This window comes from Nocardioides sp. NPDC058538, from assembly GCF_042719275.1.
Classification (GTDB): Bacteria; Actinomycetota; Actinomycetes; order Propionibacteriales; family Nocardioidaceae; genus Nocardioides.
In genome coordinates this window covers 1-14,200 of record NZ_JBHXNY010000032.1, presented here as the reverse complement: position 1 = coordinate 14,200, position 14,200 = coordinate 1, and the positions used below count along the sequence as shown (strand labels likewise).

At 69.9% G+C, this 14,200-nt stretch carries 12 protein-coding genes; 4 read left to right on the top strand and 8 right to left on the bottom strand.

The window, feature by feature from the left end; genetic code table 11:
* The first annotated feature begins 61 nt into the window (after window positions 1–61).
* Complete coding sequence (locus ACFWQC_RS22485) at window positions 62–955, top strand: DnaJ domain-containing protein (RefSeq protein ID WP_378683134.1); 894 nt, start codon at window positions 62–64, stop codon at window positions 953–955.
* On the opposite strand, the gene ACFWQC_RS22480 is transcribed toward ACFWQC_RS22485, so the two are convergent.
* Window positions 919–1,491, bottom strand: coding sequence for a 2'-5' RNA ligase family protein (locus tag ACFWQC_RS22480; protein ID WP_378683131.1), 573 nt, complete (start codon window positions 1,489–1,491; stop codon window positions 919–921). The two genes, ACFWQC_RS22485 and ACFWQC_RS22480, sit on opposite strands and share 37 nt — an antisense overlap.
* A gap of 75 nt (window positions 1,492–1,566) precedes the next feature.
* Here ACFWQC_RS22480 and ACFWQC_RS22475 point away from each other — a divergent pair, with 75 nt between their 5' ends.
* A complete protein-coding gene (locus tag ACFWQC_RS22475) occupies window positions 1,567–2,202 on the top strand; it encodes a class I SAM-dependent methyltransferase (RefSeq protein ID WP_378683128.1) in 636 nt (211 codons plus the stop codon).
* On the opposite strand, the gene ACFWQC_RS22470 is transcribed toward ACFWQC_RS22475, so the two are convergent.
* Genes ACFWQC_RS22470 through ACFWQC_RS22460 form a run of 3 tightly spaced genes read right to left on the bottom strand, consistent with a single transcriptional unit; the run spans window position 2,179 to window position 5,317 of the window.
* Entirely contained in the window at window positions 2,179–3,285 is a 1,107-nt protein-coding gene (locus ACFWQC_RS22470; protein ID WP_378683125.1) for a prenyltransferase, read from the bottom strand. The genes ACFWQC_RS22475 and ACFWQC_RS22470 overlap by 24 nt on opposite strands.
* A 7-nt stretch (window positions 3,286–3,292) precedes the next feature.
* Window positions 3,293–4,060, bottom strand: coding sequence for a class I SAM-dependent methyltransferase (locus ACFWQC_RS22465; protein WP_378683122.1), 768 nt, complete (start codon window positions 4,058–4,060; stop codon window positions 3,293–3,295).
* Between the two features lie 3 nt (window positions 4,061–4,063).
* Entirely contained in the window at window positions 4,064–5,317 is a 1,254-nt protein-coding gene (locus ACFWQC_RS22460) for a glycosyltransferase family 4 protein (protein WP_378683119.1), read from the bottom strand.
* Between the two features lie 129 nt (window positions 5,318–5,446).
* On the opposite strand from ACFWQC_RS22460, the gene ACFWQC_RS22455 reads away from it, so the two are divergent.
* Window positions 5,447–6,064: a DUF1707 domain-containing protein gene (locus ACFWQC_RS22455; RefSeq protein WP_378683116.1), complete on the top strand. Its 618-nt coding sequence runs from the start codon at window positions 5,447–5,449 to the stop codon at window positions 6,062–6,064.
* Between the two features lie 158 nt (window positions 6,065–6,222).
* On the opposite strand, the gene ACFWQC_RS22450 is transcribed toward ACFWQC_RS22455, so the two are convergent.
* Genes ACFWQC_RS22450 through ACFWQC_RS22435 form a run of 4 tightly spaced genes read right to left on the bottom strand, consistent with a single transcriptional unit; the run spans window position 6,223 to window position 12,790 of the window.
* Window positions 6,223–8,208 (bottom strand): phosphocholine-specific phospholipase C, encoded by a 1,986-nt coding sequence (locus ACFWQC_RS22450; RefSeq protein WP_378683114.1) that lies wholly within the window; start codon window positions 8,206–8,208, stop codon window positions 6,223–6,225.
* Between the two features lie 46 nt (window positions 8,209–8,254).
* Window positions 8,255–9,805, bottom strand: coding sequence for an ArnT family glycosyltransferase (locus tag ACFWQC_RS22445; RefSeq protein ID WP_378683111.1), 1,551 nt, complete (start codon window positions 9,803–9,805; stop codon window positions 8,255–8,257).
* Window positions 9,806–9,853: 48 nt separating this feature from the next.
* Entirely contained in the window at window positions 9,854–11,152 is a 1,299-nt protein-coding gene (locus ACFWQC_RS22440; protein WP_378683108.1) for a nitrate/nitrite transporter, read from the bottom strand.
* A 9-nt stretch (window positions 11,153–11,161) separates the two neighbouring features.
* Window positions 11,162–12,790, bottom strand: coding sequence for a hypothetical protein (locus ACFWQC_RS22435; RefSeq protein ID WP_378683105.1), 1,629 nt, complete (start codon window positions 12,788–12,790; stop codon window positions 11,162–11,164).
* A 146-nt stretch (window positions 12,791–12,936) separates the two neighbouring features.
* Between ACFWQC_RS22435 and ACFWQC_RS22430 the strand changes: the two genes are divergently transcribed.
* A complete protein-coding gene (locus ACFWQC_RS22430; protein WP_378683102.1) occupies window positions 12,937–14,112 on the top strand; it encodes a macrolide family glycosyltransferase in 1,176 nt (391 codons plus the stop codon).
* Window positions 14,113–14,200: the final 88 nt, after the last annotated feature.

Genomic DNA, 14,200 nt, shown 5'->3' with positions numbered 1-14,200 from the left:
GGGTGTGGATGAGCCCGGGCGCGAAGCCGACAACCGAAGGACTGTGCGTGGGGGGCGTTGAGTGAGCGGGAAGTTCATCGACGCCTATGCCGTGCTGGAGATCGGTCCGGACGCGGACGACGCGGCCGTCCGAGCTCGCCATCGTGAGCTCGCCAAGCAGTTCCACCCCGACCGTGGCGGCCGTGCTGCCGACGGCGAGCTGATGATGCGCATCAACCGGGCGCGCGACGTGTTGCTCGACCCGGTCGCCAGGGCCACCCTCGACGAGGAGCTCGCCCGGCGCCGCCGTAAGGCCGCTGCCTCGGGGAAGGCGCCCGCGGCTGCGGCTCCTGGCGCTCAGCCACTCAGCCGCGACCGGCGCTGGCGAGCCGAGTGGGGCACCCCGACTCCCCGGCCCACCCCGCCGCCCGCCAGCAGCTCGCCCGCGCCGGTTCCTCCACCCGCTCGAGTGCGCCCGTCGGCCAACCGGCTGCGGCAGGCCACGCGCCAAGCTCGAGCGGCCAACGCCGCGCTGTCCTCGCGACAGCGGACCCCGGCGCCGAAGCCTCCTCGCACCGTGCCTGCGCCGCCTCCTCCCCAGCCCGTCGGCCAGCAAACGGTGAACGCCCAGCCTGCCGCTCCGCAGCCCGCGAACCCCCAGCCGGCTGCTCCGCAGCCGATGGCTTCCCAGGCGTCTGCCCCGCAGCAGCAGACGGCGCCGTCGGCGGACAAGTCCGCCAACGCCTGGTCGCTCTACGCCGTGCCGCTCGACGCGGTCTCGATCGCCTCGCTGCTCGCCAGCGTGCTGATGTGCGGCCCGCTCGGCTTCATCCTCGGCATCATCGGCCTGGCCCGCACCGCCGACGACAAGCGTCGCGGCCGCTGGGCCGCGGTCGCCGGCATCGCCATCAGCACCCTGACGATGCTGGTCGCCATCGGCTACGTGATGCAGGCGATCTCCGCACCTGGACCCTGACCCGGGGATCCGCCCAGCGGCCACTCGGCGATGGTGCGGCAGGCGTGGTTCGCGTACCACTGCAGGCTGACCCGGTCCGCGTTACATCGCGCGGGGAGGAACGGCGCCAGAGACGTACGTGTCGAGTCGAGGTCCACTCCCCCGGCGGTGTGGTCGACGGTCAGGTGCGGCACCGGTTCGAAGAGGCCGCCGTAGGGCGGGCACTGCGGAAACGCCGCACTCAGCTCGGCGGTCAGCGCTGCGAACGGCTCCGCGGGATCGGGATGCAGATAGATCGTGCCGCCGGCGAAGACGCGTACGTCGTCCAGTCGGAAGTCGAACGCGGCTGCGGCGGCAGCGATCTTCCCGACCCGCTCCAGATCGTCCGAGGTGGGCGGGGCCAGAAACGGTGCGAGCAGCGTGATGTGCGCGTGCACGAACGTGGGGTCCGCGGAGACGAACGAGTCGTCATAGTGGCGCGTCCGCTCCAGGACGTAGGTCTCCAGCTCGGGCACCGGGACGACGAGCACCGAGTGCCCGGCGGAGGATCTGCTCATGGCCGGATTCTCGCGGTCACGCCAGGTTGATGACCACTCGACGCGGGCCGCTCGCCACTCGGCTAGGGTGCCCTGGTGTCTACGCCTGAGATGCCCGCCGAACTGCTCAAGCACGCCCTCGACGCGACGGGGTTCATGCCTCCCGAGGAGGGAACGGCGCTGTTCGAGCACGCCGTGGAGCGCCTGCCGCACGGGCCGGCGGTCGAGATCGGGACGTACTGCGGGAAGTCGTCGGTCTATCTCGGCGCCGCGGCGAAGCTGACCGGTGGCACGGTCTTCACCGTCGACCACCACCACGGCAGCGAGGAGAACCAGGCGGGCTGGGAGCACCACGACACGACCCTGGTCGATGAGCGCACCGGGCGGTTGGACACGCTGCCGACCTTCCGGCGCACGATCGAGCAGGCCGGCCTCGAAGACCACGTCGTCGCGGTGATCGGCGCCTCGACGACCGTGAGCCGGTGGTGGACGACGCCGGTCTCGCTGCTCTTCATCGACGGTGGCCACGGCGTCGAGCCCGCGCAGCTGGACTACCGCGGCTGGGCACCGAAGGTGATGCCCGGCGGGCTGCTGCTGGTCCACGACGTCTTCCCGGACCCGGCCGAGGGCGGACGGCCGCCGTACGAGGAGATCTATCTTCCCGCGCTCGCCTCGAAGCAGTTCGAGGAGATCGACGCCGTCGGCTCGCTACGCGTGCTGCGACGCCTCTGACGTCTCGCACCCACACTCCAGCGCCAGCTCCTCGAACGGAGCGGCGAGGGAGGTGCCGCACATGATGGCGGAGCCCGGGGTGGACCCGCCGAAGCGCTCCCCCAGCGCGTCCGCGGCCAGGATGACGGCGGCGGCGGTGAAGGTGGAGTGCTCCTCGGGCCAGTAGGCGTTGGGGTTGGGGTTGGGGTAGTCGGGCGACTCGAAGACCCAGCCGGTCCAGTAGCCGCCGTCGTCGGCACGCATGTGCTGCATGTCCTTCAACAGCCCCAGCGCCCGACGGTGGTCACCGATGTTGTCGAGCGCCATCGCCAGCTCGCAGGTCTCCGCGCCGGTCACCCAGGGATTGGTGTCGACGCACAGAGCGCCGAGGCCGGGGCGTACGAAATGGTCCCAGCGCGACTCGATGAGATCGAGGCCGTCGGCACCGACGACGGCGCCGCCGAGGACCGGGTAGTACCAGTCCATCGAGTGGTGCGACTTGTCCTCGAACGAGTCACGGTGGTGGCGCAGCGCGTGACCGAGCCGGCCGCCGACGATCTCCCACTCCGGCTGCGGGTCGTCCATCAGGTCGGCCAGAGCGACCCCGGCGCGCAGAGACTGGTAGATCGAGGACGAACCGGTGAGCAGGGCGAACGGGTCGCGCGGCGTCCAGGCGATCCCACCGAAGGGAAGCTGCAGCCCGACGACGAAGTCGAGCCCGGCGCGCACCGAGGGCCACAGCCGCTCCACGAACGCCCGGTCACGACGGATCAGCCAGTGGTGCCAGATCCCGACCGCGAAGTAGGCCGACATGTTGGACTCGCCGATCGTCTCCACCGGCGAACCGGCGACGATCTTCATCGGCCAGGATCCGTCAGCGTTCTGCAGGTCCGGAACCCACGAGTACGCAGCCTCGGCCTCCTCCACCAGGCCACCGACCAGCAGGCCCATGGCCGCCTCGACGTGGTTCCAGATGTCGGTGTGCTGACCAGGGACCCACGGGATCGCGCCCGAGGCCTCCTGGGCGCGGGCGATCGACCCGGCCGTGGCGACGATCTGGGCAGGGCTCAGCACCCCGTCGACGTACGGGATCTCGACTCTCATCCGCAAATCAGGCAGCCGAGGTCGGGTCGGTGGCGATAGGGCCCGGCTTGCGGAAGTAGAGAACCATGCTCTTGCCGATCATCGGGTCGAGGACCTTCCCGGCGAGGCGCAGCGGCAGCGGGTTCTTCATGATCTCCCAGACCAGGATCTGGTGGTACGCCTTCACCAGGACGTGCTTGTCGTTGTCGACGCCGACGGCCGACTTCAGCCACCAGTAGGGCGCGTGCAGGCCGTGGGCGTAGGACTTGCCCTCGAAGATCATCGCGTCACCGGGGGTGCCGTCGTTGGGCCGGCCGGCCTTGGTGACCTTGTCGATGAGCTCGTGGTCGGTGTAGATGCGGATGTGGCCGCCGGTGGTGTTGTGGTAGTCCTCGGAGAGCTTCCAGTTGACGACCTCGGGCAGCCAGCGCGGCACCGAGATGGCGAGGGTGCCACCGGGACGCAGCACTCGGACGAGCTCCTTGATCGCGTCGACGTCGCGGTGGATGTGCTCGAGCACCTCGGCGGCGACGATCCGATCGAACTCGCCGTCGGCGAAGGGCAGCGACAGGGCGTCGCCCTCCTTGACCTCCGCGTTCGCGCCCTCGGGGACCTCGTCGCGCATCGCGAAGAACCAGTCGCTGACCTTGGCCAGCTCCTCGGCGTCCTGGTCGAACGCGATCACGTCGGCGCCGCGGCGGTACATCTCGAAGGCGTGCCGGCCACCGCCGGCACCCATGTCGAGCACGCGCTCCCCTGCCTTCAGGCCAAGGCGGTCGAAATCAACGGTGAGCACGGCTCACTTCCTTTCCTTCGAGAACTCATCGATCGTCTGCTGGTAGATCGCCGTCATCCGCTCGGCGACGGCGTGCCAGGAGAAGTGCTCCTCGACCCGGGCGCGCCCGGCGGCCGAGTAGCGGGCCCGGCGCTCGGGGTCGTCGAGCAGCGCCGCGATGGCCTGCTCGAGCTCCTCGGTCTCCCCCGGGGTGACCTGCTTGGCGCACAGGTCGTCGGGGCCGACGACCTCGGGGATCGCGCCGGCACGGGAGACGACGAGCGGGGTGCCGCACGCCATCAGCTCGGCGGTGGGCAACGAGAACCCCTCGTAGAGCGAGGGCACGCAGGCGATCTCCGCGGAGCCCATCAGCTCGACGAGCTCGGCGTCGGAGATGCCGTTGACGAAACGTACGTGGTCCTTGATCGCGAGCTTCTCGATCAGCTGCTCGGTCGGACCGCCCTTCTTGGGCTTGGTGACCAGGACCAGCTCGAGGTCGCGTTCGGTACGCAGCTTGGCGAAGGCCTCGAGCAGGAAGGCGATGCCCTTCAGCGGGGCGTCGGCACTGGCCATGGCCAGGATCCGCCCACTGACGCGAGGCCCGGTCGGCGGGACGAACTCCTCCGGTACGCCGAGGTGCACGGTCTGCACCCGGTCGGAGGGGACGCCGAAGTCGGTGAGGATGTCGCGCTTGGAGTTGTCCGAGGGCGTGATCACGTGCCGCAGCTGCGAGGCGACCTTCGCCTGCATCTTCACGAACGAGTACCAGCGCCAGACGCCGAACTTCTTCTTCCAGCCCTGAGCGCTGTCCAGCTCGATGCGGCGGTCGAAGGAGATCGGGTGGTGGATCGTGGTCACCAGCGGCACGCCGAGCTCGGGCTCGATGCTCAGCAGCGGCGTGGCCAGGGTCTGGTTGTCGTGGACGATGTCGAAGTCGTCCTTCCGCTCCTCCAGCACCTTCAGGACGCGCTTGGCGAAGGTCAGCGGCTCGGGGAACGCGCCCGTGCGCATCCGGGCCCACTCCTCTACGTCGATGAGGTCGCGGAGCTCGGAGAGCTTCGGGTTGCCGAACGGGTCGGGCTCCTCGTAGAGACCCAGGCTCGGCACCTTGGTGAGGGTGACGCCCTCCCCTACGAGGTCGAGATCGGGATAGGGCTGACCGGAGAAGACCTCAACAGTGTGCCCGAGCTTGGCGAGCTCCCGACTCAGATGGCGGATATAGACGCCTTGACCGCCGACGTGCGGCTTGCTGCGATACGACAGCAGAGCGATCCGCATCCGCCACCTCCCTCAAACCTAGGCAGAGCAAGACTAGAACGTGTTCTATACTAGCAGGTAGCCAGCGCGAGTCACTCTAATGCAGGCGCTTCAACAGACGGTGTCGGGCTTGGCGTCTAGGCTGGTGGCGTGGAGGGTTTCTGGACCGGGTTCCGCCTCGACCCGAGGCAGGCCGACAACGCACGTATGCGCGCCTCCGATGCCGATCGGGAGGTTGTACGCGCCGTTCTGACCGATGCCTTCGCCGACGGCCGACTGACCCGCGAAGAGCACGAGGAGAGGGTCGGCACCCTCTTGGAGGCTCGTACGCTCGGTGAGCTGCCCGCGCTCGTGGACGATCTCGTGGTCGCCGAGCCCGTTGCCGGCGAGCCCGGAGCGAACCTTCCCGAGACGCTCGGCTTCCGAGAGCAGGGTGTGGCTGCGTACCGCAAGGAGCTCCAGGAGGCGCTCGCCACCTTCTTGATGGTCAGCCTCATCACCTGGGGCATCTGGCTGTTCACCGGCGCCCCCGACGGGCATCCGTGGCCGATCTATCCGATGCTCTTCCTGGTCGTGAACCTGGTCGGCACCGCCGTACGCCGCGAGGCGATCGTGGAGCGCGAGGTGCACCGCCTCGAGAAGAAGGCCGCCAAGAAGGCGGCGAAGAAGGCGGCGAAGGCCGAGGTCGAGGCAGCACCCGAGACGACTGCCCCGATCCTCGACCCGCCGGCCCAGTCCGAGAAGGACCGGCCCGGCGATCCCTCCTAGGGCATGGCTGGCAAATCCACGCCCGCTACGCGACGTTTCGCATCCGATCTGGCTGCGTTGCCGCCGCTCGACAGCCTCCAGGATGCCTTCGCAGCGGACGCCTTGCCAGATCGGCCCGAAACGCCGCTCGCGGCCGCCGTGTCTTTACCAGCCATGCCCTAGCGCCCCAGCTGCGGGTCGCTCACGGAGGGACGCCCGGTTTCCAGGTGGCCGGCGAACCCGCGTGCCCAGGTCGTGCCCGGGACGGCGAGGGTCAGGTCGTACCAGCCACCGGTGGCACGGGTGTCCAGGTGGCGGGAGCGGATCGGGCCGGCGTACGCGCTGGTGATCTCGGCCTTGCGGGGCGCGGTCACGGTGAGTCGCTGCGAGCGACCGTCCCGCCGGAGGTTGGCGGGCGCGGGGTCGGCGCCCGCGGTGCCGGCGTAGGAGCGGAAGAATCCGTTGGGACCATGCAGGTGGATCTCGTAGTCGCCGCTGACCGGCCAGCGCACCGAGACACTGTCGCCGGCGCCGACGGTGTAGCTGTGCGGGGCGCCCTCCGGGGTGAGCAGCCGTGCCTGGAAGTGGGCGCCGACGGTGCCGGCGTTGCGGATCTCGACGGCGATCGCGTCCGCTGCGGCGGACTCGATCACCTCGAGCCGATAGGGCGTGGGCCGCGCCGGGCGGGTGCCGCGTTCCTGGGTCGGCATCGTCTGGTTCGCCGGCGCCTCGGGGGCGTAGTCCGGGTGCCGCTCACGGTCGGCCGGCTCCCAGCCGCTGGTGTCCGGCAGCGCGGGCGGCTCGGCGGTACGGGAGAAGTCGAACGCCGAGGTCAGGTCGCCGCACACCGCGCGACGCCAGGGCGTGATGTTGGGCTCGGCCACACCGAAGCGCTCCTCCATGAACCGCAGGATCGAGGTGTGGTCGAAGGTCTCCGAGGCGACGTAGCCGCCGATGCTCCACGGCGAGACGACGAACATCGGCACCCGCGGTCCGAGGCCGTAGTGGCCGTCGCCGTGCGATCCGGTGTAGAGCTCGTGCTCGGTCGAGACGGTCGACTCCCCCGGCACCAGCGGGCTGTTGATGTGCGGCGGCACCAGGTGGTCGAAGAAGCCGTCGTTCTCGTCGTAGGTGATGAAGAGCGCGGTCTTCGACCACACCTCGGGGTTGGAGGTGAGCGCGTCGAGGACCTTGGCGATGTACCAGGCGCCGTAGTTGGTCGGCCAGTTCGAGTGCTCGGAGAACGCCTCCGGCGCCGCGATCCAGCTGACCGAGGGCAGCTTGTCGGCCTCTACGTCGGTGCGCAGGATCTCGAAGTAGTCCTGGCCGTCGACCGCGCGGGTGCCGGTGCGGGCCTTCTCGAAGAGCGGGTCTCCGGGCCGGGCGTCCTGGAACCGGTTGAAGTAGAGCAGCGAGTTGTCGCCGTAGTTGCCGATGTAGGCGTCCTTCGTCCAGCCCCACCAGTTGTCGCCCTCGGCGTTGAGGCCGGTGCCCTCGTCCTGGTAGACCTTCCAGCTGACGCCGGCCTTCTCGAGCCGCTCCGCGTAGGTGGTCCAGTCGTAGCCCGCCTCGTCGTTGTAGAGCACCGGCCCGCCACCCTTGCCGTCGTTGCCGGTCCAGCCCGAGAGCATGTAGTAGCGGTTGGGGTCGGTGTTGCCGATGAAGGAGCAGTAGTAGGCGTCGCACACCGTGAACGCGTCGGCGAGCGCGAAGTGGAAGGCGGCGTCCTGCCGCTGGAGGTACGCCATCGTGGTGGTGCCCTTGGCCGGCACCCACTGGTCGTAGCGACCGCCGTTGATCGCCTGCTGGCCGTCGGGCCAGCTGTGCGGGAGTCCCTCGAGGAAGGCGGCGCCCAAGTCGTCGACCTCGGGGTGGAACGGGAGCAGCTCGCTGTCGCCGTTGGGCTGGTGCCACACCGAGTTGCCCGAGGGCAGGATCGCCGGGTGCGGGTCGCCGAAACCGCGTACGCCGCGCAGGGTGCCCAGGTAGTGCTCGAAGCTGCGGTTCTCCTGCATCAGGACGACCACGTGCTCGATGTCGCGGATCGTGCCGGTCCGGCGGGCGGCGGGGATGGAGGCGGCTCGCGCGATGCTCTGGTCGAGCATGGTCAGCGCGGCTGCGCCGCCGGCGAGACCGAGAAACCTACGACGATCGATGTCAACCACAGGAGCTCCTTGACGGTGGGGGGTGAGCGGCGACCACGATCTCCGCTCAGTGGCTCACCCGGGCGACGCGTGGTTGGTCGGCAGATGACGGGCGGGCGAAGAGTTCGCCCTCCGGCCGCAGCCGGCGGTGCAGCTGCGCGGTGACGTACGCGGCGACGAGGAACATCACCAGGTCGGCCGCGATCAGCGCGACCAGCCAGGAGGCGTCGGCCGGTCCGTCGATCCGCTGCTGGATGTGCAGATGGGCGACCATCGCCGAGACGATGAACCCGACGGTGGCACAGAGAGTGATGCGCAGATCGACCCTCTCCTCGTCGGCGCCGGCGACCCAGCGACGGCCGACCCGCAGGATCGCGAGCGAGGTCAGCGCCGCGATCACCGGCAGGAACGGCACCGCATAGCGAGCGTGGATCCAGCCGCCGCCGGCATGGAACGAGGCCAGGTTGACGATGATGATCACGCAGTAGATCCCCATCAACACCCGCACCGCCACCTCCAGGCGGCGCTCCAGCACGGTCGGCTCCGACCCGGGAATCACGACGCGGCGCATCACCCCGTCCGGCCTCGGCCGGGCCTTCGCGTTGACGTCGAGCACCAGGCCGGTCACCGTGACAGCCAGGGTCACCGCGGCGGCGAGGATCCAGATCTTCGGGATCACGTCGTCGGCCCACAGCGAGCCGTAGAGGTGCAGGTAGAGCTCCGGGTTGACCAGCTGGAAGAGCGTGTCGCCGTGGGTCTGGCGGGAGAACTTCTCGAAGAGCGCCGCGGAAGCGGTCGCGTCGCCGTAGAGCACGATGTTGCGTACGTAGAACCAGCCGATCACGATCACCGGTGCCAGCCCGATCCGGATCGCCAGGACCACACCCCGGCGGAACGTACGCAGCGTCGGGTCGCGCAGCCACAGTGCGGCCAGCACGCACGCGCCCAGCACGAGCACCGCCACCAGTCCGGTCGAGCGGAAGCCGGCCGCCGCGACGCCGGCGACCGTAGCCCAGATCAGCCGGTCCCGGGTGACGCCCTCGCGGACCATCCGGAAGCCGAGCAGGAGGGTCAGCGAGGCGGCCACCGTCCCCCAGCCGTCGTTGTAGATCGCACCGCCGTCGTAGGTCACCGCACCGCAGCCGAGCACCATCGCCGCGGAGAGCACCGGGACCACCCGGCGTCTGGGCACCAGCTCGCGCGCCAGCAGGCCGACCAGGATGATGCTCAGCGCGTAGCCGAGAGCGTTGAGCAGCCGCATCCCGAGCAGGGTCACCCCGACATTGCCCACGGCATCGCCGAGCCAGACCAGCGGCAGGCTCATCACGTAGAAGAGCGGCGGGTGGTTGGCGACCCAGATGTCGCGGCGCGGCTCGTCGAGACCGAAGAGCGCCTCGGCGAACTGCGGGTAGCGCACCGGGTCGGCCGGGGTGTTCGTGTCGATCGTGGGCAGGACGCCCTGGGACAGCACGATGGCGTAGGCCGCGTGCTGCTTCTCGTCGGCCTTCAGCAGCGCCGGCATCCCGATCGCGTACTGCGCACTCATCGCGAAGCCGAGCACCCCGAGCAGGAGCAGGCATACGGTCACCTGGGACAGCGAGCGCGAGGGCGTGAGCACCTCGACAAGCTAGTGGGCCCAGATGCCGCTCAGGTGACGTGCTGGCGATCAGTCGATGACCATCGAGGAGCCGGCGGCGACCTGCTCCCGGGTCGTACGCCGCCGCACGTCGCGCCGGTGACGCCAGATCTGCACCACCCCGAGGCCCCAGAACAGGTACTGCACCGACATCGCCCAGCGGAACGCCTCCGGCGTGTAGGAGGTCGAGGCCCCCGGCGTACGCCAGTCGAGGATCCAGCCGACCAGCACGATCACCAGCAGCGCTGCTACGAAGCCACCCTGGTTGATGATCCCGCTGGCGCTCGCCATCCGCGCGGGCGGGTTGCTTGTGCGGCCGACGTCGAAGCCGATCATCGAGGCGGGTCCGCCGAAGCCGACCACGGCCATCAGGAGCAGCAGCACCGGCAGCGGCGCCTCGCCCGGCCAGGCGAGCACGAGCGTCCACACCGAGACCAGGGCGGCAATCATCGTCAGTGCCACCGTCGAGCGGTGCCACGGGTGGCGTCCGGCGATGATGCCCATCACCGGACCCGCGGCTAGGGCGGCGACGACGGTGACCGAGAGCAGGGTGCCGGCGAGGGTGTCGGAGAGCCCTTCGGAGGTCACCAGGAACGGGAAGCCCCACAGCAGCCCCATCAGGTGGGAGCTGAACGGGGTGGAGAAGTGGATCCAGAAGCCGAGGCGGGTGCCCGGCTGGTACCAGGAGGCCCTCAGGCTCCGGCCGAGCTCGCGCGGTTTGAGGGTGGTGCCTCGGCGGTGCCGGTCACCGGGTCCGTCGTGGACGAAGACGCGCAGCAGCACGAGAAGCACCGGGCCGAGCAACGCGGCCGTGAGGTAGGCCCGGGTCCAGCCGAGATGGCCGAGCGCCCACGTCATCGGGACCGCGGCCGCGATCGCGCCCATCTGTCCGACGGTGCCGGTCAGCTGGCTGATCAGCGGCACCCGGCGACGCGGGAACCACGACGGGACCAGGCGTAGCACGCAGATGAACGTCATCGCGTCGCCCATCCCCACGAACGTACGCGCGAGCAGGGCCAGCGCGTAGGAGTCCGCGAACGCGAACCCGATCTGAGCGACCGCCAGGATCAGAGCGCCGGCGGAGAGGACCGTACGCGAGCCGAACCGGTCGACCAGCAGCCCGACCGGCACCTGCATGATGGCGTAGACGAGCAGCTGCAGCATGACGAAGGCCGCCAGCTGTCCGGCGCCGATCCCGAAGCGCTCCGTCGCCACCAGACCGGCCACCGCGAGGCTGCTGCGGTGGAAGACGGCCAAGCCGTAGACCGCGAGGGCGATACCCCACACGACCCATGCTCGTGTTGTCGGCTGGGGATCGTGCTCGTTCACATAGCGAGGCTACTTTGCCTGCAGACCCGTCGAGGTACGGGCGGCCTGTCGTGGACGCGCGATCTCGGTCACAGGAGCGGTGAGAGTGCGAGGAGTGTCGAAGGTGCTCGGCCGCATCCGCCGGCGCAGCTCGGTGGCGACGTACGCGGCGACCGCGAACATCACCAGGTCGGCGGCCACCAGGGCGACGAGCGCGAAGGTGCTGCTGACCGGCCCGTCGACGTACTGCTCGGTGTCGAGGTGGCACACCAGACCGACGACCATGAAGGCCAGCGAGACACCCAGGCCGATGCGCAGGTCGCGCGCCTCGTCGATCGCGGTGACGCCGGTGCGCGAGCCGGTCGAGATGACTCGCATTGGCAGGAGCCGCCCCAGGCGCAGCGCGGCGATCCCGGCGCCGGCGGCGAGGAACGGCAGGAACGGCACCGCGTAGCGGGCGTGGATCCAGCCGCCGCCGGCGATGAACCCGGCGACGTTGACCAGGATCAGCAGGCAGTAGCCACCCAGGAGCGCCCAGATGGCCAGGTCCTGGCGGTGCTGCATCGTGCTCTGCGGCGCGAGCTGGATGCGCCGCAGGACTCCCGTACGACGCGGGTTGGCCTTCGCGGCGGCATCGAGCACCAGGCCGACCAGGGTCAGCGTCAGCACGATGACGGCCGCCTGGCTCCAGGTGTTGGCGATGTTGCCGTCGGTCCACAGGCTGCCGAGCAGGTGGCCGTAGAACTCCGGGTTGACCAGCTGGAACAGGGTGGTGCCGTTGGGCTCGCGCCCGAACTTCTCGAAGAGCGAGCTCGACGCGGTCGGGTCACCGTAGAGCTGGATGTTGCGCACGTAGAACCAGCCGAACACGGCCACCGGCGCCATCCCGATGCATGCCGCGATCCCGACGGCGCGCATGAACGCGCCGCGTAGGAACGTACGCAGCGACGGCTCCCGCAGCCACATCGCCACCAGCACGCAGGCACCGAGGAAGAGGACCGCGACCAGGCCGGTCGAGCGGAACCCGGCGGCCGCGACACCGACCGCGGCCGCGGCGATCACGCGCTCGCGTGTCACGCCTTGGCGGATCATCCGGAACCCGAGGTAGAGAGTCATGAACGCCGCAGCCGAACCCCAGCCGTCGTTGTAGATGCCGCCGCCCACGAAGGTCATCGCGCCGCAGCCGAGACACATCGCCGAGGCGATCACCGGCACCACCGGGCGACGTGGCACCAGCTCGCGCGCCAGCAGGCCGACCAAGATCGTGGTCAGGGCGAAACCGAGCGCATTCAGCAGTCGCATCCCGAGCAGCGTCAGGCCTGGCGATCCGACGGCGTCGCCGAGCCAGACGAGCGGCAGGCTCATCGCGTAGAACAGCGGCGGGTGGTTGGCGACCCAGATGTCGCGGTGGGCCTCATCGGCCCCGAAGAGGCTCTCGGCCAGCTGCGGGTAGCGAGCCGGGTCGTCGGGGATGTCGGTGTCGATCGTCGGCAGCGTCCCCTGGGACAGCGCCACCGCGTACGCCGCATGAGCCCGCTCGTCGGCCTTGAACAGCGCCGGCATCGCGATCGCCACCTGGGCGCTCATCGCGAAGCCGAGCACACCCAGCAGCAGGACGCAGATCGTGGACTGGGACATGGAGACCCGAGGAACAGACACGCAGACGACGGTAACCGTCGAAACTGACGAGACACACGAGCCACGGCTCACGGGCGGTGAACAGAGCGCGACGGGCGGGTGAGCGAAGGTTGACGCAAAACTCGGTCGCATCCGCCTGTGACGGGCCGATAGCGTCCGACGGTGTCATGACTACTTCACCGCACCACATCGCCATGGTGGCCTCCCCCGCGATCAGCCATCTCCTGCCGAGTCTCGAGCTGATCAAGGAGCTGGTCGCACACGGCCACCGGGTCACGTACGCCACCCACGAGTCGATGTCCGACGCGGTCAAGCCGACCGGGGCCGAGCTGGTTCCGGTGCCGACTGTGCTGCCCGTCGAGGACCGGCTCTGGCCCGAGGACCCGGTCGCCGGGATGGGCGTCTTCCTCGACGACGCCATCGGGGTGCTCCCGCATCTGGAGGCGTTCTACGGAGCCGAGCCGGCCGACCTCTACCTCTACGACATCGGAGGCTATGCCGCCCGGGCTCTCGCGGAGAAGCAGCAGCGTCCGTTCGTACAGCTCTCGCCGACGTTCGTCGCCTGGGACGGGTACGCCGAAGAGGTCGGTGCCCAGGTGCGGCAGCTGCCGGGCTACGACGGCTACCTGGACCGGTTCGCGACCTGGCTCGCGGACGCCGGGGCGAGCACGCGTGACCCGGAGACGTTCGCCGGGGCGCCGAAGCGGGCGCTCGCCCTCATCCCGCGGGCGATGCAGCCCAACGCCGAGAAGGTCGACGAGGACGTGGTCACCTTCGTCGGACCGTGCTTCGCGCTCGACGCCGACGAGACCTGGACCCGCCCCGCCGAGGCCGACCACGTCCTGCTGGTCTCCCTCGGCTCGGCCTACACCGCCGGCGCGGGCTTCTTCCGCGCCTGCATCGAGGCATACGCAGCCCTCCCCGGCTGGCACGTCGTGATGTCGATCGGCACCCAGCTCGACCCGGCCGACCTCGGCGATCTCCCCGGAAACGTCGAGGTCCACTCGTGGCTGCCCCAGCGCGCCGTCCTCGCCCAGGCCGACGCGTTCGTCACCCACGCCGGGATGGGCGGCAGCAGCGAGGGTCTGATGGCAGGCGTCCCCATGGTCGCCGTCCCGCAGGCGGTCGACCAGTTCATGAACGCCGACCGTCTGGTCGAGCTCGGCGTCGCCCGGCGGATCGACGCCGAGGAGGTCAGCGCCGCTGCCCTGCGTACGGCACTGCGCGAGCTGCTCGACGACCCCGGCCGCGCCGCGCGCTCGGCTCAGCTGCGCGCGGACGCGATCGCCGAGGGTGGCACCCGCCGGGCTGCTGACCTGTTCGAGGGCATGCTCGCGGGGTGACCCCAGCCCCGCTGGTCGAGCCGCGAGCGCCAGCGAGCGTGTCGAGACCAACACGGTCCCATCTGCGCTAGATGGAGCCGTGTTGGTC

Excerpts from the sequence above, each read along its gene's own strand:
- ACFWQC_RS22430 (WP_378683102.1), top strand. The coding sequence starts at position 12,937 with ATGACTACTTCACCGCACCACATCGCCATGGTGGCCTCCCCCGCGATC.
- ACFWQC_RS22470 (WP_378683125.1), bottom strand. The coding sequence starts at position 3,285 with ATGAGAGTCGAGATCCCGTACGTCGACGGGGTGCTGAGCCCTGCCCAG.
- ACFWQC_RS22480 (WP_378683131.1), bottom strand. The coding sequence starts at position 1,491 with ATGAGCAGATCCTCCGCCGGGCACTCGGTGCTCGTCGTCCCGGTGCCC.
- ACFWQC_RS22460 (WP_378683119.1), bottom strand. The coding sequence starts at position 5,317 with ATGCGGATCGCTCTGCTGTCGTATCGCAGCAAGCCGCACGTCGGCGGT.